Genomic DNA, 23,119 nt, shown 5'->3' with positions numbered 1-23,119 from the left:
CGCACTCCCGTCCCGTTCCCCCGCATGGATGGTCGCCGCTTGGATGCGGTTGGTCAACGTGGGCGGAAGGCCCGGTAGCACGGTGGCTGGTGGATTGTTCCTGCCGTAAGGGGGCGCCAGAAGGGTCGCCTGGACACCGCTCGGCGGGCAGGAGGCTCGCTGGGGGAAGCTTGCCGGGGACGAGGGGGGTCCGCACTCCTCAAGACACGACCCAAGGGAGGCATGAAGATGGCGGACAAGAGGCTCTGGATCCTGGTGGCCAACGCGAGTCGCGCCCGGCTCTTCGCCACGGACGCGAAGGCGGAGAAGTGGGACCTCATCGAGCAGTTCCAGCATGACGAGAGCCGGGCCAAGCCCGTGGACCTCTTCAATCAGGCCGACAATCCCAACGCGGGCACGCTGCATGGTCCGGTGCCGGAGAACGACCCCAACGGACGGCGGGAGCTGGAGCACGACCGCTTCGCGCGGGAGCTGTCCGCGCGACTGGACAAGGGCGTGGATTCGCAGTCCTTCGACGAGCTGGTCATCGCCGCGCCGCCCGCGTTCCTGGGCAGGATGCGGGGCCTGCTGAGCACGCGCGTGAAGCAGCGGGTGCGGCTGGACCTGGACGCGGACTACTCGAACCTGCCCGCGCGGGACCTGCCTGACCGGGTGCCCCTGTTGTAGGCAGCCAGTCGGCCGGGGGGTATGTGGCCCGGGTTCTGGTATAGGACCTGGGTTACCTCTCTTCGCGCCCGACGTGCCATGCCTCCTCTCTTCTTGCGATCCCTGACGCTGCGTGGGCGGCTGCTGCTGTACATGACCCTGGTGTCCTGCGTGCCCCTGCTGGCCCTCACCGGGATGCAGGACTCGCTGATGCGGCGGCAGACGGAGGCGCAGATCGACTCCTCGCTGCGCATGGAGGCGGAGGGCTTCAAGGACCTGCTCGAGTCCACCCTCGCGGAGCGCGAGTCCAGCGCGCGCAGTTGGGCGGAGGACCCGGTGCTGCGCGCCGCGCTGCGCACGAAGGACGCATCCTCCAGCGACGCGATGCTGGCGCTGCTCCAGCGGCGCTACCTCACGCTCAACGGCATCGTGCTCTTCAGCAATGACGGCGTGGCCATCTCCACCAGCACGTCCGGCCTGCGCGACGCGTACGCCGGCACCAGCGCCCAGGTGCGCGCGTCCGCGTGGTTCCGCGAGGCCCAGGTCGGCCGCACCACGGCGGAGGGCGTGGACGTGGAGGATCCCATCTTCAGCGTGCACGTGCTGCCGCTGGCGGTGCCGGTGACGGACGAGGCGGGAAAGCCCCTGGGCGTGCTGCTGGCCGCGTTCGACTGGGGTCAGGTGGGAGAGCTGGCGAAGCCCGCGCTCGCCCGGGCCCAGCAGCGCGGCCACCCCAGCTTCTCCATGGAGGTGAAGAGCGCGAACGGCGCGACGCTGTTCGACACGCGCAAGGGCGCGCACGACGACACGGGCCGGGTGGCGGTGGCCGCGGTGAACGGCACGCTCGTGCGCGACGTGGGCGACGGGTGGCGGTTCCTGGCCCAGTTGGATCCCGCGGAGGCCTACGCGCCGCTCAACCACATGCGCCGGCTGGTGCTGGGACTGGCGGCCCTCTTCGTCGCGGCGGTGGGCGTGGGCTCCTGGATGCTGGCGCGCGGCATCACCCGCCCCCTGCGCGCGCTGAGCGAGATGGTCCGCCGCGTCGTGAAGGAGGGCGACCTCACCCAGGTGATGGAGGCCCAGACGGGCAAGGACGAGGTGGGCGAGCTGACGGAGGCGTTCGTGCAGATGATGAAGAACCTGCACGAGACGGCCACCAGCCTCCACCAGGGCACGCGCGTGCTCAGCGAGACGGTGGCGGAGCTCAACCTCGCCTCCGAGGTGCAGGAGCGCAACGTGGCCCGGCAGGCGGCCGCGCTCCAGGAGACGCAGGTCACCGCGCAGGAGATCAAGCAGACTTCGCTGCTGGCCGCGGAGAAGGCGGAGACGGTGCTGGGCGTGGCGGCGCGCGCGGAGGAGGTGGGCCGCGCGGGCGAGGGCGCCATCCGAGACAGCCTGGACGGCTTCCAGGGCCTGCACGAGCAGTCCGGGGAGATGGCCATGCGCATCGTGCAGCTCAACGAGCGCACGCAGCAGATTGGCGGCATCACCCAGACGGTGAAGGACCTGGCGGACCAGTCCAACATGCTCGCGCTCAACGCGGCCATCGAGGCGGTGCGCTCCGGCGAGCACGGCAAGGGCTTCAGCGTGGTGGCGCGGGAGATCCGCAACCTGGCGGACCAGTCCATCCAGGCCACGGAGAAGGTGCGCGACATCCTGGGGGACCTGGGCCACGCCATCATCTCCACCGCGAAGATGACCGAGCAGAGCCACGCGAGCGTCGCGGAGGGCCTGGATCAGGTGCGCACCAGCGGCGAGCACCTCAAGGAGCTGGCCGCCATCGTCCAGGACAACGCCGCGGCGGCGCGGCAGATCGCCGGCGCGGTGAGCCAGCAGAACGCGGGCATCGCCCAGATCTTCAGCGCGGTGACCGACCTGTCGTCGATGATGACCGAGACGCAGGCCAGCCTGAAGTCCACCACCGGCGCCGCGCGGCGGCTGCAGGAAGTGGCCGGACGGATGGAAGGCGTCGCCAGGGCGTACCGCATCTAGCCTGTCCCCCGGAGGAATCCCCGTGGCCGCTGTCCCCGCCGTGAAGGCCGTGCTGTTGGATCTGGGCAACGTGCTGGTGTTCCACGACAACGCCCTGCTCTTCGCGCGGCTCGCGGCGCGGGCGGGCCTGGAGCCCCAGGAAGCGGCGCGGCGGCTCACCGGCGCGGGGTGGACGGCGGCGAACCGGGGCCTGCTGGACGCGGAGGGCATCCGCCAGGACGTGTGCGGCGCGCTGGGCGTGGAGCTGCCCATGGCGGAGTTCGCGCCCCTGTGGAGCAGCCACTTCACGGTGCACCACGCGGTGCTGCCGCGCGTGGAGGGGCTCGTCGGCCGGGTGAGGCTGGTGCTGCTGTCCAACACCAACGCGCTGCACGTCGCGTACTTGAAGCCGCTCTTGCCGCTGCTGAAGCGCTTCGACGCGCTGGTGATGAGCTGCGAGGTGGGCGCGGTGAAGCCGGAGCCGACCATCTACCGGCTGGCGTTGGACAAGGCGGGCTGCGCGCCGGACGAGGCCGCCTTCTTCGACGACCTGCCCGAGTTCGTCGACGCGGCCCGGGCCCTGGGTGTGCGCGGGCACGTCTTCACGGACGCGCCCGCGTTCGATGCGCAGTTGAAGGCCCTGGGACTCTGAAGCCGGGACGCTAGCGGTAGCGGGCCAGGGGCGGCTCGCCCTGGGCGTCCTCCGTCCACTTGATCATCGCGGGCAGGCCGAGCACGGCGTCGCGCCAGGAGGTGAGCTCCGGACGGAACGGCACGCCGTAGGTGACGAAGCGGGTGATGACGGGCGCGTAGAACGCGTCCGCGATGCTGAAGGCACCGAAGAGGAACGGGCCTCCCTTGCCGTGGCGCTCGCGGCAGCCGGACAGGAGGGCCTGGATGCGGGCGATGTCCGCGTGCACGCCCGGCGCGTCCAGCCCCGGCACCGTCTTGCGCGCGGTGAGGTCCATGGGCAGGTGGCTGCGCAGGGCCTGGAAGCCGGAGTGCATCTCCGTCGTCACGGAGCGCGCCATCGCCCGCACGGGGCTCGCTTCGGGCCACAGCTTCGCGGCGGGGAAGGTCTCCGCCAGGTACTCGCAGATGGACAGCGAGTCCCACACCACGGTGTCGCCGTGCTTGAGCACCGGGACGCGGCCGCTGGGCGAGTGCATCGCGATGAGCGCCGCGGTCTCCGGCGTATCCAACGGAACGAGCACCTCGCGGAACGACTGGCCGGTGTGGGCCAGGGCCAGGTAGGGGCGCAGCGACCACGAGGAGAAGTTCTTGGAACCAACAACCAGGGTGAGTTCGGACATGGCGCGGCACCATACCGCCGCGCGCCCATCCGTCAGCTTCAACCGCCCGCGGTCACCCGCCGACGGCCCAGCAGTGAACGCACGCGCGACATGAGCGCGCTTTCGCCTCGGGGCTCCACGGGCGCGTCGATGCGGAACACCGCCACCGGCAGCTTGATGTTCTTCAATTCATTGCGGCCCAGCCGCACCGGGGGCGCCTTCAGCCGGCCCTCCACCTGCGCCGCCACCGTCTCGCTGACGTACACGGTGCCCGGACGCGCCAGGGACTCAATGCGGGCCGCGAGGTTCACGCCCTCGCCGAACACGTCGCCATCGCGGTGCACCACCATGCCCAGGTGCGCGCCCGCGCGGATGGCCATGCGCCGCTCACCCGGCACGCAGCGGTTGCGCGCATCCACGGCGGCGCGCCACTCCAGCGCGAACGACACCGCGGACAACCCCGCCTCGAACTCCAGCAGGAAACCACCCTCCTCCATCCGCTTCACCTCGCGCCCTCCGTGGCGCGGCAGCAGGTCCCGCACGAGCTGTCCATGCTCGTCGTGCAGGGCCTGCTGAAGACACTCATCCCGCCAGCGTTGACCAGCAGGGGCCTCCATGTCCGTGAACATGATGGCCGACAACTTCCGGGGCTCCGGGGCCTCCACCACCATCGTGCATCCTCCCTCCCCCCGGCGCAGACACCGTGATGCTACTGCACGACGGGCCCGGGCTCCCAACCTGGCCGGGAACCCACCCGGACGGACACGTTCCGGGGAACGCAACCGTGCGAAGTCAGAGGCGGACCCCACGTCCGCACCCCCAACCTAGTGACTTCCTGACGCGGCGCACCAAGCACCCGGAGGGTTCCGGGCCACCGGTGTCCGGCACCCGACGCGTCGCGGTGGGAGACCGTCCGCTGCGTGTCAGGAGGCCCGCGCGAAGCCGCGTCCCACGCGGCCTCGGAGGGCCTGCGGGCCATGCCTTACGCCGACGAGAAGGTCCGACAGAGGGCGCGCTCCCGGCTGCCTTCCACGAACCGGAAGGGGGGACTCACAGAAGCCGCGCGCGCGTGCTCACGTCTGTCGCGAAGAAGCGGAGCCCCGGCGATCCGCGCTGGACGCAGGATCGCCGAGGCTCGATGCGGCCTTACTGGACGGCGCGCAGACCCGACTGCTCTTCCGCCGCGTCGCTCAGCTCCGTCAGGAGCCGATCGCCTTCTGTCTCGTCGATGGGAACGAAGCGGCCGAGGTCAGCCCGGTAGGCGTGGACCTGCGCCGCCCCGATGTCGAACCACCAGCCGTGCAGCCGCAGCGTCCCCGCCGCGAGCCGATCCCGCACGATGGGGTAGGTCTTCAAGTGCTCGAGCTGCTCGAGGACGTTCAGCTGGGAGAGGCGATCCGCCTCGGGCAGCCCCACGCCCACCTGGGTGTTCTCCCGCAGCGCCTTGAGCGAGGGCGTTCCGTGCGCGAGCCACTTCTCCAGGTTCGGTGCGCCGTCCACGGCGCCTCCGGCCAGGATCGCCTTCATCGCGCCGCAGCTCGAGTGTCCGCAGACAACGACGTCCTCGATGGGCAGGAAGCCAAGAGAGAACTCGATCGCCGCCGCCTCCGAGCGATCCGCCGTGGGCTGCCCGTTGAGCGCGGCGGTCGGAACGAGGTTGCCCACGTTGCGCACGGTGAAGAGGTCACCGGGGTCCGTGGAGACGAGCAGATTCGGCACCACGCGGCTGTCCGAGCAACTGATGAAGAGGCAGTCCGGAGTCTGTCCCTTCGCGAGCCTCGCGAAGGTCGCGCGGTACGAGGGCAGGGTGTGACGCTGGAAATCGAGCAGACCTCTGATGAGCTTCTTCACTGAGCACCTCCGGGAGCGAGAGACGAAACGTGATGTGCGGGGGATGAAGGGGGGAGCGCAGCGGCAGGGCCCGTAGCGAGGGCCGCACGCGCGCCACGCCGACTCCAGACGTCCTCGAGCGGCTCCATGGTCACGGTGCCGCCCGTCTTGCGATACGTGTCAGCCCAGCTCTCGAGCGCCTCGAAGCCGGAGTGGTCGAGCATGTTCACCGCCACGTCCACCTCCACCTTGGAGCCCGAGGGAATCTTCGCGAGCGCCGCCGACAGCTTCGGCACCCCGACGAACGTCAGCGCGCCGCTGATGCAGACCTGGTGGGCGCCATTGGCGGCGTGGCTCTCCACGCGCACCTGGCCCAGCTGCCACAGGAGCCGGAGGATGGCCGCACCGAGCCCAAGGCCGATGCCCGCGAGCAGGTTGATGCCCACGACGCCGGCCACGGTGATGAGGTAGACGGGCAGCTCGCCCCGGTGCCGGAGCTCCCGGATGTGGGCCAGGTTCACGAGCTTCAGGCCCACGTGCACGAGCAGGCCGGCGAGCACCGTCAGGGGCACGAAGGACGCGAGCCCCCCCAGCAGGGTCACGAAGGCGAGCATCCACACCGCATGCAGCACCGCCGACCAGCGCGTCTTCGCGCCGGCATTGATGTTCGCGGCACTGCGCACGATGACGCCGGTGATGGGCAGACCGCCCACCAGCCCGGAGAGGGTGTTCGCCACGCCCTGCGCGAGCAGCTCGCGATCGAGGTTCGCCCGCGCGCCCGTGTGGAGCTTGTCGGTCGCCACCGCGCTCAAGAGCGATTCGGCGCTCGCCACGAGGGCGAGGGACAGCACGGCCACGACGAAGGCCCCCAACATGGACCCTTCTGGAAGGGAAGGCAGATTGATGGCCGACAGCGCGTCCGCCGCCAGTTGCACCCGTGCCACGTCCGCATTCAACACGGCCGCGACCGCGGTCCCGCCCACGACCGCCACCAGCGGACCCGGGACCTTCTTCAGCCGCCCGTTCGGCAGGAACTGCCACGCGATGAGGATTCCAAGCGTGAGCAGACCCAGCAGCGTGGCCGGTCCATGAAGGTCGGCGATCTGCCCGGGCAGCTCCCGCAGGTTGTTCCAGGCGTTGCTCTGCGGGGAGCCGCCGAGAACGATGTGGATCTGCCCCAGCACGATGAGGATGCCGATGCCCGCGAGCATTCCGTGAATCACGGCCGGCGAGATGGCGAGCGCCGAACGCGCCACCTTCAGCGCGCCGAGCGCCACCTGCACGAGCCCCGCCACGGCCACCGCCGCGCACGTCACGGCGAAGCCCAGCTCCTGGATGAAGCCAAAGACCATCACCGCGAGGCCCGCCGCGGGGCCGCTCACGAGAAGCGGCACGCCGCCCATGAGACCCACCACCAGGCCTCCCACGACGCCGGCGATGAGTCCCGCCATGATGGGCGCTCCGGAGGCGAGCGCGATGCCCATACACAGGGGCAGGGCCACCAGGAACACCACCAGCGAAGCTGGCAGATCCGAGGCGAGGATCTCCTTCAACGAGGGTCTCGCCTCTGCCGCTTTTCCACCCGAAGTCATTGCTTGCGCTCCCCTGTCATCTGCCGAGCCGTACAGGGGCTCGACGCGACAGGGGGGACTACGCAAGCGTTGTGCCAGCCCTGATCGGGCCCTTTCCTCCTGGGGCGTGGCTCGTCAGAACCGGGGGATGAAAGAAACTTGAAGCCCGCGGCTCAAGCGATGAAAGACTTTTTAAGTCCTTCACTCCGAGGGTGGGTTCTCCTCTAGACGGCGGAGAAAGGTCGGATAGGACAGGCCCAGTGCGCGGGCCGCCTCCATGCGCCTGCCTCCGAGCTGCTCGAGCACGTGCCGGACATAGAGTCGCTCCACTTCATCGAGCGGCCGAGGTGGACCTGACACGGAGAATGCGTTGGGATCGACCAGGGCCGGCGTGCCGCCCCCCTTGGAGAGGGACAGCAGCTCGAGCGCGGGCCCGCCCTCGAGCACGAGCGCCCGCTCGAGCACGTTGCGCAGCTCCCGGACATTGCCGGGGAAGGGATAGCTCAGCAGGCGCTCCTCCGCCGCGGGAGAGAAGGGGACCGGGCGTCGACCGAGCTCCGAGCACAGCTCCAGCACGAGCGTCCGTGCGAGCGGCAGCACATCCTCGCGACGCTCGCGCAAGGGAGGCACGTCCACCCGGAACACGCTGAGCCGGAAGAGGAGGTCCTCGCGAAAGCGCCCGGCGGCGACCTCCGCTTCGAGGTTCTTGTTGGTGGCCGCCACGATCCGGGCGGTGCTCGTCAGCTCGGTCGTGCCACCGAGTCGTCGGAAGGCCCCCTTGTCGAGGAACGTGAGCAGCTTTGCCTGGAGCGCGAGCGGCAGCTCACCCACCTCGTCGAGGAAGAGAAGCCCATCGCTCGCGAGCTCCACGAGCCCGCGCCTCGCCGTCTTCGCATCCGTGAAGGCGCCGCGCTCGTGTCCGAAGAGCTCGCTCTCCATCATCGTGTCCGGAAGCGCGGCGCAGTTGATCTGCACGAAGGCCCCCTGCTTCTGGCGCAAGGCGTGGAGCTGGCGGGCGAGCACCGCCTTCCCCGTACCCGTCTCCCCGAGCAGCAGGACGGGACTTCGCGGAGTGGTGGCGATCCGCCCCAGCATCTCGAGGGTTCGCTGCATCGCCGGCGAGCGAGGCTCCGCCATCCGATGCTGTCCTTCGAGGACGCTCTCGGCCTGGCGCAGCCGTTCCTGGAGCTGGAGGTCGCTTGCCGCGCGGCGTGCGCGCATCACCAGGTCGTCGATCTCGACCGGCTTGCTCAGGTAGTCGCGAGCACCCGCCCGGATGGCCTCGACAGCGCTCTCGATGTCGCCGTGCGCGGTCACCATCAACACGACCGTCGTCGGAAGCTGGGCACGCAGCTCGGGCAGGAAGACGAGCCCATCTCCGTCCGGCAGCCTTCGATCCAACACGACGAGGTCGGGCGCCTCCGCGGCGAGCGCGGCGCGGGTCTCATGCAGCGAGCGAGCAACCCGGACGCGAAAACCCTCCTGGCTCAGCATGGAGGCGGCGAGCGAGGAGAAGGTCCTGTCGTCATCGACGAGCAGCAGGGAGGTGCTCATGACGCCATTTTCTCGAGCGGAAGGCGAACCGTGAAGCGGCTGCCTCCGGGCACTCGGGTGTAGGAGACGCTTCCTCCATCATGGGCACGGATGGCCGTGCGCACCATCGGAAGCCCGAGCCCGATACCCTTCGACCGCCCCACCGCGAAGGGCTCCCAGAGCCGCGGCTCGAAGGCCGGGGGCACTCCTCCGGCGTTGTCCTCCACGACGAGCACCACCTCTCCACCTTCGCGAAGGAGCCGGACCTCGACGCGAGGCGTGGGCTGCTGGCCTATATCATGGGCCACGGCGCCGGCTTCGACGGCGTTGCGGATGAGATTGTCGACCGCGGAGACCAGCAGCGTCGGGTCCCCCTTCACGAAGAGCCCTTCCTGCAGCGTGGTCTCGATGGCGACATCCGCTGCTTCCGGCAGGAGCCTCACGGCTTGAAGCGCGTCCTGGACGAGCAGGTGTATCTCGCAGCTGCGCCGCTGCGTGGACTGGGGGGAAGCAAAGCTCAGCAATGAGCGGGCAAGGTGGCCAAGCCGGTCCGCCTGGGAACGCAGCGCCTGGACGGGCAATGTCGTCTCCCCTCCCTTCGCGCGAATCATGCTGAGCGCTGCCTGCATGCTGTTGAGCGCGTTCTTCACCTCATGGGCGATGAGCGAGGAGGCCGTGCCGAGCGCCGCCATCGTCTCCTGGCGCCGCAATCGTTCTTCCGCGGCCACCAGCGAACGGTAGGAGCGACGCAGGAGCACCGTGAAGAGGAGGAGCACTCCGCCGAGCAGCGCGGTGTGGAAGCCGAGCTGGCCGAGGTAGCGGCGCTTGAGCATCTCGCGGTCGCGCGCCTCGTCCTCGAGCACGGCGAGCAGCATGCCGGTTCCGGGAACAAGCGCCGCTGCGCCGAGCAGCCGCGTGCCTCCGAGCGTGACGGCCCCGGGAGCGTCCACCAGCGGGCGAAGGCGCGTGGCGAGCTCCGGCTGACGCAGCAGTGGCGGGGGCGTTGCCGGGAGGAGGAGCCGACCGCGCTCGCCGAGCAGGGCGACCATGGACTCGTTCGTCCCGCGAGGGGTCGTCGGTAGCAGCTCGTTCGCCGTCGCGAGCTCGCCCACGAGGAGGCCCACGACACGCTCGTCGCGCACGATGGGGACCGCGACCGCGACGAGCCCTCCGCCTTCCTCGTCCAGCAGTCCGACCGAAGCGACCCGCTCTTCCACCGTCCGCCGGAACCACGCGCGCGAAGCGAGCGGTGTGCGCCCGAGCGGCATGTCCGCCGGGTCGCTCCACATGCGATTGCCATTCGATGACACCAGCGCGACGCCCGCCGAGAAGAGGGACGTGTGGCTGAAGGCATTCTCAAGGAGCGCGACCTCGGGTCCTGCTGCTCCATCCTCGGGTCTGAGCGACGGGTGCTCCGCGAGCCGTTGCAGCTCCGAGCGCAGCAGTCCGAGATGTGCGCCAAGTGCCTGGGCCTGGAGGCCCGCACGGTCCGACAGGTGAGCGAGGAGCTCGCCCTCCGCTGCCTTCACATCCTCCTGGTAGGTCACGACGGGGCTCACGAAGGCGGCGCCCCAGAGGAGCATCAGACCGACCACGGCGGACCGGCCCGCTTTTCTCTGCGTGCGAAGAAGATCGCCCGGTGGGGGCACGAGAGAGGTCAGGGAGGGATGGGCCGGGGGCGACGACATGCGCCCATCATCAACACATTTCGACCCGCACGGCAGTCGCTCGTGGAGGAGGAGGACCCGCTGCCGTCCCCCTCCTACCCCTCCGAGCGCCTCCGCTTCAGCGTGCCGGAGCAGCGGGCGCCGTCTGTGCCCCCTTCAGCTCGTTGACCACGCGCGTGGCGCCGTACACGTGCTCCAGCGCGGCGAGGATGCCGTCGCCGTGCACCGCGACCGCGCGGTTGGACTCGGGCACGTAGGCGTAGCGGCCGCCCAGCGACGGCAGGTTGCCGTCGAAGATGAGGCCCACCACCTGCCCGTCGCGGTTGACCACCGGCGAGCCGGAGTTGCCGCCGATGATGTCGTTGGTCGTCGCCATGTCGAGCGGCGTCTCCGCAGGCACCTTCCCCTTCGCCTTCATCCACGGGTCCGGCAGCTTGAAGGGCTCCTTGCCGGTGTCGCGCGCGTACGCGCCGCCGAACGTGGTCAGCGCGGGCACCGCCGTGCCGTTGTCGTCCCAGCCCTTCACCTGTCCGTAGTTGAGCCGCAGCGTGAACGTGGCATCCGGCGCGCCCGACGTGCCGTTCACCGCCAGGTACGCCTTCGCGAGCCGCTCACCGTTGCGCTTGAGCACCGCCTCCACCGTGTCCTCGTACTGCTTGCGCGACGCGCGCGTCTGCGCGTCCACCTTGCGCGCCAGGACAATCATCGGATCCTTGGAGGCGTCCACCGCTGCCTTGCCGCCCTCCAGCAGCGCCTTGCGCACGTTCACGTCCCCCAGCTTCGTGCCGCGCACCAGCGAGCGCGCCAGGTCCGCCGGGGCTTCCTTGCCCAGCACCTCGCGCACGAACGCGTCATCCGCGCCCAGCGTCTCGCGCAGCTTGTTGAAGCCGAACGTCATCTGCAGCGTCTCCAGCTCCGGCGGGATGGGCGCGTCGCGCAGCAGCTGCTGACGCAGGCCGGGAAGCTGGCCGTCGGTGTACTCGCGCAGGCGCTCCGCGTTGGCCTTGGGCAGCTCCTCCGCCGCGCGCACCAGCGCCTGCGCGTGGGCGAACAGCTCCGAGCGGAAGGCGTCCCCCGCCCCCTTCATGCGGTGGTCGTTCATCATCCGGCGCCACGCATCCAGCGCCTTCGCCGTCTCCTCCCACATGCCCTGGGTGAGCGCCTTCGCCTGGGGGTTCGCGTCGATGCGCTTCTTCAGCTCCGCCTCCTCCTGACGCTTGCGCGCGAGCAGCGCGGGGTCCGCCAGCGCCTCCTGCCGGCCGCGCAGGGCCTTGAGCCCGTTCTCCACGCCACGCAGGCGCGAGCGCGCCATCCGGTAGCGATCCGCCGAGCCGCTGGTGAACTCGCGCAGCATCCCGCGCAGCTCCGCCAGCGTCAGCAGCGTCTGGGGCAGCGCCACGTCCCGCTGGAACTCCAGCTCCGCCACGGTGCTCTTGCGCTCGGTGCCGCCGGGGTGGCCGGAGACGAAGACGAGGTCGCCCTCCTTCACGCCCTCCTTCGCCCACGGCAGGTAGTCCGGGCTCTTCGCGGGCGCGTCGCCCTGCCACACGCGCACGAAGGACACGTCGTAGCCGAAGCGCGGGAAGTTGAAGTTGTCCGCGTCCCCGCCGAAGGCGGCCATGGAGAACTCGGGCGCGAAGACGAGCCGCACGTCCTGGAAGCGGCGGTACTTGTAGAGCTGGTACTTGCCACCGTTGTAGAGCGTCACCACGTCGCACCGCACGTCGGTGCCGGTGGCGCACGCGCCCTCCACCGCTGCGGTCTCCTTCTTGAGCGCGGTGTTGAAGGCCGCGCCGGTGAGCCCCTTCGTCGCCGTGTTCATCCGTTCGGTGACGTCCGTCATCTCCACCAGCTGGTTGGCCTCCACCTTGGGACAGCGCCGCTCCTCCTTCGCGGACTTCGCCTGGAAGCCCTTCGCCAGCAGGTCGTCCTTCGCGGTCGTCAGGTCCTCGATGCAGCTGCGCACGCAGTGGTGGTTCGTCATCACCAGGCCGTCCGGCGACACGAAGCTCGCGGAACAGCCGCCCGCCAGCCGCACCGAGCCCAGGCGCACCTTGTCCAGCCAGGCCTGCGTGGGTTCGAAGCCGTAGGTCTTCTTCACCTGGGCGGAGGGAAAGGCATCGTAGGTCCACATGCCCTCCTCCGCGGATGCGGGGAGGGACAACAGCAGGCCGAGCGCGAGCAGTCCGCGGTGCATGGGCAGGCTTCCTTGATGGGTGAGAAAAGGGCGTCCGGTTCTGTCAATGCGGACGGGCGCGCGTCAACCCGGCAGGCGACCGTGTATTCCAAGCCGGCGTGGGGGGCGGCGGGGTATGCTCGGGCCCAATGTCCGCGAAGCACCACGTCTACCTCGTCCCCGGGTTTTTCGGGTTCACCAACCTGGGCGAGCTCCTCTACTTCGGCCATGCGTACGAGTTCCTGAAGAAGGACCTGGCGCGCCGGGGGGTGGACGCGGAGGTGGTGACCATCGTCTCGCACCCCACCGCCTCCATCCGTCAGCGCACCGCGGATCTGCTCAAGGCCGTGCACGAGACGGCCTCCGGCGACGACGGCCCCATCCACCTGGTGGGCCACTCGACCGGCGGACTGGACGCCCGCCTGTTCGTCAGCCCGGGCGCGCAGGTGTCCGAGTCCCTGGAGCTGGAGCCCTTCGCGCGCCGGGTGCGCACGGTGGTGACCCTCTCCGCGCCCCACGCGGGCACGCCCCTGGCCACGTTCTTCCTGGGGCTCTTCGGCCAGCAGCTCCTGAAGCTCCTGTCGCTGTTCACCATGTACGTGCTGCGGTTCGGCCGGCTGCCCCTGAGCGTGGTGTTCCGCTTCGGGCACCTGATGGCGCGCGCGGATGATCAACTGGGGTGGAAGGCGACGCTGTTGGATCAGCTCTTCGACCAGCTCCTGGGTGACTTCTCCAGCGAGCGGCGCGACGCGGTGACGAAGTTCCTGTGGGACGTGGGGCGCGACACGTCGTTGATTCCGCAGCTCACGCCCGAAGGCATCGACCTGTTCAACGGCGGCACCCACGACCGGCCCGGCGTGCGCTACGGCTCCGTGGTGACGCAGGCCCGGCCCCCGTCCCTGCGCACGCGCCTGGCCGCGGGCATGGATCCGTACGCGCAGCTCACGCACACCATCTACGCGTTCGTGTATGGCCAGACGCAGCGCATGCCGCTCACGCAACTGCCCCTGCACACGCCCGCGCAGACGGCGGCGCTGGTGCAGGCCTACGGCGCGATGCCCGGCCCCACCGCGTGCGACGGCATCGTGCCCACGCGCTCGCAGGTGTACGGGCGCGTGCTGACGGCGGTGCGCGCGGACCACCTGGATGCCATTGGCCACTTCGACCAGCCGGCGCACCAGCCCCCGCACGTGGACTGGCTCATCTCCGGTTCGGGCTTCCGCAGGCCCCAGTTCGAGGCCATGTGGAAGACCATCGGCGACTTCCTGATGGAGGAAGAGCCCCCGCGCTAGCCGCGCTTGAACACCGCCAGGAAGCGCGCCTCCGCGACGCGCTGTCCGTCGGTGCCGGTGAGCTGCACGGGGATCCACGCCTCCGCCTTGTCGCCCGTGGATTGAAGCGAGGCCGCGAGGCCCGCGAGCAGCTCCTCGGAGGGTTCACACACCGCGCTCACCGCGCTCTTCGCCTTGGCGTGGAAGGACACCTCCATGCGGTTGACGAGCATCTTGTATTGGCTCGGCGGGAAGCGGCGGAAGAGCATCACGCCCATCGTCAACTCCATCACCGTCACCTGGGCGCCCAGGTACACGCTGCCCACGTGGTTCTTCGTCTTGCGGTTGAGCGGCACGGTCGCCTTCACGCGCGCGTCCGTCACCTCCTCCACGCGGTAGCCCATGGCCGCCGCCAGCGGGACGATGTTCTTCACCGCCAACGTCGTCAGCGCGTTCGCCGCGCCCGGCGACACCTGCCGCACCTTCTCCACCATCTCCAACGCGAACATCCGGACCTCCACCCTTCGACGCCACGCACATCCTGGCCACGTGGTGCTTCCGTCATAGAGTGCCCGGCCCTATGGACACCAGCGTGGACGTGGTCGTCATCGGGGCGGGTGTCGCGGGGCTCACCGCGGCCCGGGACATCGCCCGCACGGGCGCCACCGTGGCCGTGCTCGAAGCGCGCGACCGCGTGGGCGGACGCACCCTCACCCGCGAGGTGGGCGGCGGCGGCGTGGACCTGGGCGGCCAGTGGGTGGGCCCCCGCCAGCGCCATGTCCTGCGGCTCGCGGATGGCCTGGGCCTCAAGCGCTTCGCCCAGCACCACCAGGGCACCAAGGTGCTGGAGGTGCGCGGCGAGCGGCGCACGTACACGGGCAAGGTGCCGTCACTGCCCCTCCTGTCGCTGTTGGATCTGCAGCGCACGGTGTGGAAGCTGGATGGCCTGGCGAAGAAGGTCCCCCGGGAACAGCCCGCGGCCGCCGCCCGCGCCGTCGAATGGGACGCCCTCACCGTGGAGGAGTGGAAGCAGCGCCACGTGCCCACCTGGGGCGCGCGCGCCGCGCTGGACATCGCCACCCGCGCGGTGTTCGCCGCCGAGCCGTCGGAGCTGTCGTTCCTGCACTTCCTGTCCTATGTGCACTCCAACGGCGGCCTCATGCCGCTCACCGAAATCGAAGGCGGCGCCCAGGCCGAGCGCTTCGTGGACGGCGCGCAATCCCTCTCACGCCGGCTGGCCGAAGCCCTGCCCCCGGACCGCGTCGTCCTCTCCGCCCCCGTGCGCGCCCTCCTCCAGGACGCGCGCGGCGTCAGCGCCACCACGACCGAGGGCCGCACCGTCCGCGCGCGCTACGCCGTGGTGGCCACGCCGCCCGCGCTCGCGGAGCGCATCGACTTCGGCGCGGACCTGCCCGCCGGCCGCCGCCGCGTGCACGCGGAGCTGCCCATGGGCAGCGTCATCAAGGTCGTGGCCACCTATGCCCGCCCCTTCTGGCGTGAAGCGGGCCTGTCCGGCGAGGCCGTCAGCGACGTGGGCCCGGTGCGGCTGTGCTTCGACGACTGCGGCCCCGACGGGCACCACCCCGCCCTGGTGGGCTTCTTCCTGGGCGACACCGCCAGGGCGTGGACCGGCCGTCCCGCCCCGGACATCCACCGGGCCGCGCTGGAGGGCTTCGCGCGCTTCTTCGGGCCCCAGGCCCTGACGCCCGTCGCCGTGGCGGAGCTGGACTGGAAGGCGGAGGCGTTCAGCACCGGCTGCTACGTGGGCCTGCCCCGCCCCGGCACGCTCACCGCCATTGGAGACGCCCTGCGCGCCCCTTTCGGCCGGGTGCACTGGGCGGGCACCGAGACGGCCATCGAGGGCTGTGGCTATCTCGACGGCGCGGTCGAGTCCGGCGAGCGCGCCGCCACGGAGATCGCCGCCCGCCTGACCGCCCCCGACACGGCCTGAACCGGCGTGGATCGTCCGGCCGTCTGCCCTCCAGGCCGGCCGGACAGCCAGGCGCCGTATGCCGTGCCGTGGCACGAGGCCATGGCCATCCCCACCCTACCGGAAGCGCCGCGACGCCCTGCCGCGCACAACCACCTTACGAGGGATGCGGACCATGTACTCCACCAGCCACGTGAACCTTCCCCAGAACGCGCGCGAAGAGCTCATCGACATGCTCAACACGCTGCTCGCCAACGCCGTCGACCTGCATTGGCAGGTCAAGCAGGCGCACTGGAACATCCGGGGCACGCACTTCTACAGCCGCCATCTGCTCTTCGACGAAGTGGCCAAGCACGCGCGCAAGCACGCGGACTCCTACGCCGAACGCGCGGGCGCGCTGGGCGGCTACGCCCAGGGCACCATCCGCCTGGCCAGCAACAACAGCCAGCTGCCCGAATACGACCTCCAGGCCGTGGACGGCGAGGCCCACATCCGCGCGCTGGTGGAGCGCGTGGGCCGCTACGCCTCCAGCCTCCGCGACGGCATCACCAAGTCGGATGAGGTGAACGACCCGGTCACCGCGGACATCCTCACCCAGACCCTGGGCGAGACCGAGGAGGACCTCTGGTTCCTGGAGAGCCACCTCAACGGCGACGCCCGCGTGGGCACCACCATCCCGCCCCGGGGCGGCGGCAACCGCCGGGGCCGCACCGCCGAGGACATCAGCCAGGCCACCACCTGAGCGCCGTGTCCGGGATGACTCCCGCGCGGATCCCCTGCGCGGGGAAGTCCCAGGCCGTATAGAACGCGTCCTCTGGATTCCAGGAGGGCGCGGCGCATGGCGACTCAGCACGACCGGTTGGACGGCAAGGTGTGCCTCATCACGGGGGCCACCGGCGGCATCGGCCAGGAGACGGCGAAGGCCCTGGCGCGACTGGGGGCCACGCTGGTCCTCTCCGGCAGGGACGAGGCCCGCACGGCGGCGACCGTCGCCGCCGTGCGTGAAGCCGCGCCCCAGGCGCGCGTGGAGTCGCTGCTCGCGGACCTGTCGTCGCTTGCGTCCGTGCGCGCCCTGGCCCAGGCCTTCAGGGAACGCCATCAACGCCTGGACATCCTCATCAACAACGCGGGCCTCATCATCGACCGTCGGCAGGTGACGGTGGATGGTTACGAGGCCACGTTCGCGACGAACCACCTGTCGCACTTCCTCCTCACGCACCTGCTGCGCGACCTGCTGGTGGCCAGCGGCCCCGCTCGCATCATCAACGTGTCGTCGTTCGGGCACGCCTTCGCGAACACCGACTTCCTGGACGACCCGCAGACGGCGAACCAGCCCTACCGCCCCATCCAGGTCTACGGCAACGCCAAGCTCAGCAACATCCTGTTCACCAAGGGTCTAGCGAAGCGCCTCGCGGGCACGCAGGTGACGGCGAACGCGCTGCACCCGGGAGCGGTGCGCACGGGCTTCGGGCACAACAGCCAGGGCATCTTCCGCCACCTCGTGAAGCTGGGCGCGCCCTTCATGATCTCCCCCGAGAAGGGCGCGAGGACGTCGGTGTACCTGGCGGCCTCCCCCGAGGTCGCGGGCGTCAGCGGGGAGTACTTCAACAAATGCCGCAAGGCGAAGCCGTCGTCCGCCGCGCGGGACGAGGCGCTCGCGGAGCGGCTCTGGCAGGTGAGCGAACAGCTCACGGGAGTGAAGGCATGATCGACCTGTACACGTTCAAGACCCCCAACGGCCGCAAGATCTCCATCGCGTTGGAAGAGCTGGGCATCCCCTACAAGACCCACGTGGTGGACATCTCCAAGGGCGACCAGTTCAAGCCCGAGTTCCTGGCCATCAATCCCAACAACAAGATTCCGGCCATCGTGGACCACGCGGCGCCGGGCGGCACGCCCCTGGCCCTCTTCGAGTCGGGCGCCATCCTGCTGTACCTGGCGGAGAAGACGGGCACGCTGATGCCCACGGATCCGCGCGGCAAGGCGGAAGTGACGCAGTGGCTGATGTTCCAGATGGGCGGCGTGGGACCCATGCTGGGCCAGCTCAACCACTTCGAGGTCTACGCCAACACGAAGGTGCCCTACGCCATCGACCGCTTCCGCACGGAGTCCAAGCGCATCCTGGGCGTCCTGGACAAACACCTGGCCTCGCGCGACTACCTGGCGGCCCACTACTCCATCGCGGACATCGCCACGTACCCGTGGGTGAAGGCCGTGCACGGAAACCCCAAGTTCGCCGAGCTCTTCCAGGACACGCCCAACATCCTCCAGTGGCTGCACCGCGTGGGCAGCCGTCCCGCCGTGCAGCGGGGCATGCAGGTCCCCTGACAGGGGTTGGCCCCAAGGCATGGCTCCGCTCGAACAGCTCGTCTTCGACAACACCTACGCCCGCCTGCCTCCCGGGTTCGCCGCCCGGGTGGCCCCCGCGCCCTTCCCGGACGCGCACGTGGTGAGCGTGAACCCGGCCGCGCTGCGCCTGCTGGGATTGGACGCGGACGCGGCGACGCACCCGGAGTTCGCCCGGGTGTTCGGCGGGGCCCGGCCGCTGCCCGGCATGGAGCCCCTGGCCATGGTGTACGCGGGGCACCAGTTCGGCGTGTACGTGCCCCGCCTGGGAGACGGCCGCGCGCTGCTCCTGGGCGAGGTGCGGGCGCCGGACGGCGCGAAGTGGGACCTGCACCTGAAGGGCGGCGGGCCCACGCCCTTCTCGCGCGGCGGTGACGGCAGGGCGGTGCTGCGCTCCACCGTGCGCGAGTACCTGGCCGGGGAGGCCCTGCACGCCCTGGGCATCCCCACCACCCGGGCGCTGTGCATGCTGGGCAGCCGCACGCCGGTGTACCGCGAAGAGGTGGAGACCGGGGCGATGCTGGTGCGCATGGCGCCCTCGCACGTGCGCTTCGGCACCTTCGAGTTCTTCCACCACACCGAGCAGCACGCGCACGTGGCCACGCTCGCGGAGCACGTCATCACCGGCCACTTCCCGCACCTCGCGGCGCAGGAGCGGCGCCACGCGCGCTTCTTCGAGGAGGTGGTGGAGCGCACCGCGAGGCTCATCGCCGGATGGCAGGCGGTGGGCTTCGAGCACGGCGTGATGAACACCGACAACATGTCCATCCTGGGGCTCACGCTGGACTACGGGCCCTACGGCTTCCTGGACGACTTCGACCCCGGCTTCGTCTGCAACCACTCCGACCACCAGGGCCGCTATGCGTTTGACCAGCAGCCGCGCGTCGCGCTGTGGAACCTGGCCTGTCTGGGTGAAGCACTCCTGACGCTCATCACCGAGGACGAGGCCCGCGCCGCCCTGGGCGCCTTCCAGCCCGCGTTCGCCGCGCACTTCCTCGCGCGCATGCGCGAGAAGCTGGGCCTGTCCGGGACCCGCGACGAGGACCGCGCGCTGGTGGAGGACCTGTTCGGCCTGATGGCCGCCTCGCACGTGGACTACACGCGCTTCTTCCGCGCGCTGAACCGGTTCGATTCAAGGCCCGACGCGCGCAACGACGCGCTTCGCGATTCCTTCCTGCCGCCGGAGGACTTCGACGCATGGGCCGCGCGCTACCGGGCGAGGCTTGCCTCCGAGGGCAGCGTGGACAGCGTGCGCCACGCGCGCATGGACCGCGTCAATCCGAAGTACGTCCTGCGCAACTGGGTGGCGCAGCAGGCCATCGCCCGGGCCCAGGAAGGGGACTTCGCGGAGGTGGACCGGGTGCTGGCGCTGGTGTCCGCGCCCTTCGACGAACACCCCGGTTCGGAGGCCTCCGCGGCCTCTCCGCCGACGTGGGGCCGGCACCTCGTGGTGAGCTGCAGCTCCTGACGCGCTCTGTCGTTGGAGGCCCGTGGGGAAGCCCAGCAGGCAGGCGGGCACCTCCGGGCGGGAAGCCCGGGAACGGGGTGCCTAGCTTGGAGGGCATGATCGAACCTCCTGCCCCGCCCCGCCTCGTGTTCCGCGCCCTCGGTCCAGGGCTCGCCGGCGCCACCGCGCTGACGCTGGTGCACGAGGGTGCCCGCCGCGTCCTGAAGCACCCTCCGCGCATGGATGTGTTGGGCATGCGCTCGCTCAAGAAGGGCATCCGCTTCTTCGGCGGCGAGCCCGCGAGGGACCGTCAGTTGCATCGCCAGACGCTGGCGGCGGACCTGGTGTCCAACGGGCTCTTCTTCTCGCTCGTCGCCCTGGGGCGTCCCAAGCGGCCGTACCTGCGCGGCGCGGTGCTGGGGCTGCTCGCCGGCCTGGGCGCGGTGGTGCTGCCGCCGAAGCTGGGCCTGGGCAGGGCGCCGTCCCAGGCAAGGCCCTCCACGTCGCTGCTCACCGTGGCCTGGTACACGCTGGGCGGACTCGTGGCCGCGCGCGCGACGCGCCGGTTGATGGCCCGGAGCGAACTCCTGCGGCCCCTGGGGCGACCTGTCGGTTAGGGGCCCGCACGCGGGGCGGGCACCAAGGTTGGCGAGTGGATTCCGTCTCGCACGGGCACTTGCCGCATACGTCGGGGCGACACCAGCCTTGAAGGTTCATGGCCACTGACTTCACCCGCCTGCCCTTGCGCGGCTTCCAGGATGCGTTGAACGTCGTCGTCGAGTCGCCTCGCGGTTCGACGGTGAAGCTCAAATACGACACGAAACTCCAGGCCTTCACCCTGTCGCGGCCGCTGACGCGCGGGTTCCGCTATCCGTTCGACTGGGGCTTCATCCCCAGCACGCAGGGCCCGGACGGCGACCCGCTGGACGCGCTGGTGTACTGGGACGTGCCCACGTGGCCCGGCGTCGTGCTGCCGTGCCGGCCGCTGGGCGTGCTCCTGGTGGACCAGAAGAAGAAGGACAGCCAGACGGGCGCGCGCGAGCGCAACGACCGCGTGCTCGTCGTCCCCGTGAACGCGCCCCGCGCGGAGGGGATGAATTCCTACCAGGACCTGTCCCGGCGCGAGCTGGAGGAGCTGGAGCACTTCTTCCTCGCGGTGGTGCATTTCGCGGACAAGGACGCGCACGTCCTCGGCTGGGAAGGTCCCGAGGCCGCCGAGCGCATGGTCGTCCAATACGCCCAGAAGGAGGGCTGAGCCACCATGCCCCCTCCCACTCCCATCCGGGGCCTGGGCCCCGACACCGCGCTGGGCGACGCCGCCCGCCGCATCCTCGCCGGACGTCTGGCCGACGCACGCCACCCCGAAGCCCAGTTGGACGGTGAGCTGGACGAGGATGGCGTGCACGACATGCGCGTGGCCACCCGCCGCCTGCGCGCCGCGCTCCAGGTGTTCCACGCCACCGGCAGGCTCACCCGCCTGGAGGCGGACGTGAAGCGTCTCCAGGACGCCCTGGGCGAAGTGCGCGACCTGCACGTCCAGGACGCGTGGCTGGGCTCCGCCGCCAAGGGGAAGAAGGACACGGCGAAGGCGCTGGCCGGCCTGCGCGAGTCGCATCTGTCCGGCCTGAAGGCGAAGGAGAAGACGCTGCGCGCGGAGCTGGAGCGCTGGTCGGAGCGCACCGTGCCGCGCCTGTTGAAGAAGCTGGACTCGCTGGAGGATGACCACCGCTTCGCCGGCAAGCGCGTGCGCGGCCACCTGCGCCAGCGCCTGCGCCGCGTGGAGAAGCGCCTGGAGCGCTACGCGGACGCGCCCGACGCCATGTCCGCGCATGCCCTGCGCAAGGACTTGAAGAAGCTGCGCTACGAGCTGGAAATCTACCAGCCGGCCTTCCGCCGCACCGTGGGCGCGCTGCTGGAGGTGCTGGTGCCCCTGCAGGACGGGCTGGGCGAACTGCACGACGCGGACGTGCGTCTGGAGCTGTTCGAACGCGCCGCCGCCGAGGCCCCGCCCGGACAGCGCAAGGCCGCGCGCAAGCTGCTGCCCCGGGCCCGGGAGGAGCGCGCGGAGCGCTCCGCCGAAATCGCCCGCGAGGTGCAGCGCTGGCACGCGGAGGCCATTCCCAAACGGCTGCGCAAGGCGTTGACCTGACCTCAGGCGTGGACAATCCACCGACACTCGCCCCGCCGGGCCCCTGGTGGGGAAGCGGAGGCGTCCCTACATCCCTGAGGCATGTGATCCCCCCTGCGCACAGGTCGGAGGGCAGGCAACCCTCCCCAGGGGGCATCCGGAAGAACCTTCGGATCAGGGCTCTGTAAAAACTGCCGGTTTCCGCCCTAAGCATTGGGGCGTCTTCGCGCAACTCACCAGAATCATTGAGGTTGGTCGTCGGCCGGCATTGGCACCTGCATTGCTAAAGGTCTCCCCGTCGCAGCAAACGAGCGGAACACATCCCGCCCTCTTCCCCGAGAGACCCCCATGCAGGCTTCCAACTCCTTCTCTTCTGCTGACTCGCTCTCCACGTACCTCTCGGAGATCAACCAGTACCCGCTGCTGAGCCCGCAGGAGGAGCAGGCGCTCTCCCGCAGCTTCCGCGCCGGCGACCTGTCCGCGGGCCACCACCTGGTGACGAGCAACCTGCGCTTCGTGGTGAAGGTGGCGTACGAGTACCGCTCCTACGGCCTGAAGATGTCGGACCTCATCCAGGAGGCGAACATCGGCCTGATGAAGGCCGTGCAGAAGTTCGACCCGGAGAAGGGCATCCGCCTCATCTCCTACGCGGTGTGGTGGATCCGCGCGTACATCCAGAACTACGTGCTGCGCAACTGGAGCCTGGTGAAGCTGGGCACGACGCAGGCGCAGCGCCGGCTGTTCTTCAGCCTGGCCCGCACCCGCCGCGAGCTGGAGAAGCTGGGCGCCGGCGACGGCCACATCGTCAACGCGGAGGAGATCGCCCGCAAGCTGAACGTGAAGCCCACGGAAGTGCGTGAGATGGAGCAGCGCATGGGCGGCCGGGACCTGTCCCTGGACGCGCCAGTGGGTGAGGACGGGGACGCCACGCACCTGGACTTCGTGGAGTCCGAGGCCGCCTCCCACGCGGATGAGGTCGCGGACCGGCAGCAGGCGGGCCTCACCCGCACGCTGGTGCAGCGCGCCCTGACGCGCCTGGACCCGCGCGAGCGCTTCATCATCGAGCAGCGCGTGATGAGCGACTCGGAGATGACCCTGAGCGAGCTGGGCGAGCACTTCGGCTTCTCCCGCGAGCGCGCCCGTCAGCTGGAGATCCGCGCCAAGGACAAGCTGAAGGCGGAGCTGGCGAACCTGATGGCCGAGGCCGGCCTGGACCAGGCGGAACTGGCCGCGTAACGCGCGAGGCGCAGCACCTGCGACAGCGATTCGGCCCCGGACCCTCGCGTGGGAAGCGCGAAGGCACGGGGCCGAG

At 70.3% G+C, this 23,119-nt stretch carries 21 protein-coding genes; 13 read left to right on the top strand and 8 right to left on the bottom strand.

What is annotated here, in order from left to right; all coding sequences use genetic code 11:
* The first annotated feature begins 228 nt into the window (after positions 1-228).
* The 3 genes from D7X74_RS02425 to D7X74_RS02415 all read left to right on the top strand — a co-directional run bounded on the left by D7X74_RS02425 (position 229) and on the right by D7X74_RS02415 (position 3,268).
* Positions 229-666, top strand: coding sequence for a host attachment protein (locus D7X74_RS02425; RefSeq protein WP_120531289.1), 438 nt, complete (start codon positions 229-231; stop codon positions 664-666).
* A 78-nt stretch (positions 667-744) separates the two neighbouring features.
* Positions 745-2,637 carry a methyl-accepting chemotaxis protein gene (locus tag D7X74_RS02420; protein WP_120531277.1) on the top strand — a complete coding sequence of 631 codons (1,893 nt, stop codon included), beginning with the start codon at positions 745-747 and terminating at the stop codon, positions 2,635-2,637.
* 22 nt (positions 2,638-2,659) lie between these two features.
* Positions 2,660-3,268: an HAD family phosphatase gene (locus tag D7X74_RS02415; RefSeq protein ID WP_120531276.1), complete on the top strand. Its 609-nt coding sequence runs from the start codon at positions 2,660-2,662 to the stop codon at positions 3,266-3,268.
* Between the two features lie 10 nt (positions 3,269-3,278).
* Here the strand turns inward: D7X74_RS02415 and D7X74_RS02410 are convergent, their stop codons facing one another.
* The 7 genes from D7X74_RS02410 to D7X74_RS02380 form a co-directional block, all read right to left on the bottom strand.
* Positions 3,279-3,929, bottom strand: a complete 651-nt coding sequence (locus D7X74_RS02410) for a glutathione S-transferase family protein (RefSeq protein ID WP_120531275.1) — start codon at positions 3,927-3,929, stop codon at positions 3,279-3,281.
* A 38-nt stretch (positions 3,930-3,967) separates the two neighbouring features.
* A complete protein-coding gene (locus tag D7X74_RS02405; RefSeq protein ID WP_120531274.1) occupies positions 3,968-4,579 on the bottom strand; it encodes an adenylate/guanylate cyclase domain-containing protein in 612 nt (203 codons plus the stop codon).
* A 475-nt stretch (positions 4,580-5,054) separates the two neighbouring features.
* On the bottom strand, positions 5,055-5,759 hold the full coding sequence (locus D7X74_RS02400; protein ID WP_120531273.1) for a carbonic anhydrase: 705 nt from the start codon (positions 5,757-5,759) through the stop codon (positions 5,055-5,057).
* On the bottom strand, positions 5,756-7,330 hold the full coding sequence (locus tag D7X74_RS02395) for a SulP family inorganic anion transporter (protein WP_120531272.1): 1,575 nt from the start codon (positions 7,328-7,330) through the stop codon (positions 5,756-5,758). Before D7X74_RS02395 ends, D7X74_RS02400 begins: the two co-directional genes overlap by 4 nt.
* 180 nt (positions 7,331-7,510) lie before the next feature.
* On the bottom strand, positions 7,511-8,863 hold the full coding sequence (locus D7X74_RS02390; RefSeq protein WP_120531271.1) for a sigma-54 dependent transcriptional regulator: 1,353 nt from the start codon (positions 8,861-8,863) through the stop codon (positions 7,511-7,513).
* A complete protein-coding gene (locus tag D7X74_RS02385) occupies positions 8,860-10,401 on the bottom strand; it encodes an ATP-binding protein (RefSeq protein WP_370450703.1) in 1,542 nt (513 codons plus the stop codon). The genes D7X74_RS02390 and D7X74_RS02385 overlap by 4 nt, the downstream gene beginning before the upstream one ends.
* A 226-nt stretch (positions 10,402-10,627) precedes the next feature.
* A complete protein-coding gene (locus D7X74_RS02380) occupies positions 10,628-12,706 on the bottom strand; it encodes a S46 family peptidase (protein WP_120531269.1) in 2,079 nt (692 codons plus the stop codon).
* A 128-nt stretch (positions 12,707-12,834) separates the two neighbouring features.
* On the opposite strand from D7X74_RS02380, the gene D7X74_RS02375 reads away from it, so the two are divergent.
* On the top strand, positions 12,835-13,977 hold the full coding sequence (locus D7X74_RS02375) for a triacylglycerol lipase (protein ID WP_120531268.1): 1,143 nt from the start codon (positions 12,835-12,837) through the stop codon (positions 13,975-13,977).
* Here D7X74_RS02375 and D7X74_RS02370 read toward each other — a convergent pair.
* Positions 13,974-14,465, bottom strand: a complete 492-nt coding sequence (locus tag D7X74_RS02370) for a DUF4442 domain-containing protein (RefSeq protein WP_120531267.1) — start codon at positions 14,463-14,465, stop codon at positions 13,974-13,976. The two genes, D7X74_RS02375 and D7X74_RS02370, sit on opposite strands and share 4 nt — an antisense overlap.
* Positions 14,466-14,536: 71 nt before the next feature.
* Between D7X74_RS02370 and D7X74_RS02365 the strand changes: the two genes are divergently transcribed.
* From D7X74_RS02365 to D7X74_RS02325, 9 genes are all read left to right on the top strand, one after another.
* Positions 14,537-15,907, top strand: coding sequence for an FAD-dependent oxidoreductase (locus tag D7X74_RS02365; RefSeq protein ID WP_120531266.1), 1,371 nt, complete (start codon positions 14,537-14,539; stop codon positions 15,905-15,907).
* 154 nt (positions 15,908-16,061) lie between these two features.
* Positions 16,062-16,628: a DNA starvation/stationary phase protection protein Dps gene (gene dps / locus D7X74_RS02360; RefSeq protein WP_120531265.1), complete on the top strand. Its 567-nt coding sequence runs from the start codon at positions 16,062-16,064 to the stop codon at positions 16,626-16,628.
* Positions 16,629-16,724: 96 nt separating this feature from the next.
* Positions 16,725-17,594: an SDR family oxidoreductase gene (locus D7X74_RS02355; RefSeq protein ID WP_120531264.1), complete on the top strand. Its 870-nt coding sequence runs from the start codon at positions 16,725-16,727 to the stop codon at positions 17,592-17,594.
* Positions 17,591-18,214: a glutathione S-transferase N-terminal domain-containing protein gene (locus D7X74_RS02350; RefSeq protein ID WP_120531263.1), complete on the top strand. Its 624-nt coding sequence runs from the start codon at positions 17,591-17,593 to the stop codon at positions 18,212-18,214. Before D7X74_RS02355 ends, D7X74_RS02350 begins: the two co-directional genes overlap by 4 nt.
* A gap of 19 nt (positions 18,215-18,233) precedes the next feature.
* A complete protein-coding gene (locus tag D7X74_RS02345) occupies positions 18,234-19,700 on the top strand; it encodes a YdiU family protein (protein ID WP_120531262.1) in 1,467 nt (488 codons plus the stop codon).
* A 95-nt stretch (positions 19,701-19,795) separates the two neighbouring features.
* Entirely contained in the window at positions 19,796-20,296 is a 501-nt protein-coding gene (locus D7X74_RS02340) for a hypothetical protein (RefSeq protein WP_120531261.1), read from the top strand.
* A 98-nt stretch (positions 20,297-20,394) separates the two neighbouring features.
* Complete coding sequence (locus tag D7X74_RS02335) at positions 20,395-20,934, top strand: inorganic diphosphatase (protein WP_120531260.1); 540 nt, start codon at positions 20,395-20,397, stop codon at positions 20,932-20,934.
* A gap of 6 nt (positions 20,935-20,940) precedes the next feature.
* On the top strand, positions 20,941-21,828 hold the full coding sequence (locus D7X74_RS02330) for a CHAD domain-containing protein (protein ID WP_120531259.1): 888 nt from the start codon (positions 20,941-20,943) through the stop codon (positions 21,826-21,828).
* Positions 21,829-22,155: 327 nt separating this feature from the next.
* Positions 22,156-23,043 (top strand): RNA polymerase factor sigma-32, encoded by an 888-nt coding sequence (locus D7X74_RS02325; protein WP_120531258.1) that lies wholly within the window; start codon positions 22,156-22,158, stop codon positions 23,041-23,043.
* Positions 23,044-23,119: the final 76 nt, after the last annotated feature.

The sequence above is a fragment of the Corallococcus sp. CA047B genome, assembly GCF_003612065.1.
In the GTDB taxonomy this organism is placed as follows: Bacteria; Myxococcota; Myxococcia; order Myxococcales; family Myxococcaceae; genus Corallococcus; species Corallococcus praedator.
Note: the sequence above shows the minus strand (reverse complement) of the source record. Positions and strands in the feature narration are given on the sequence as shown.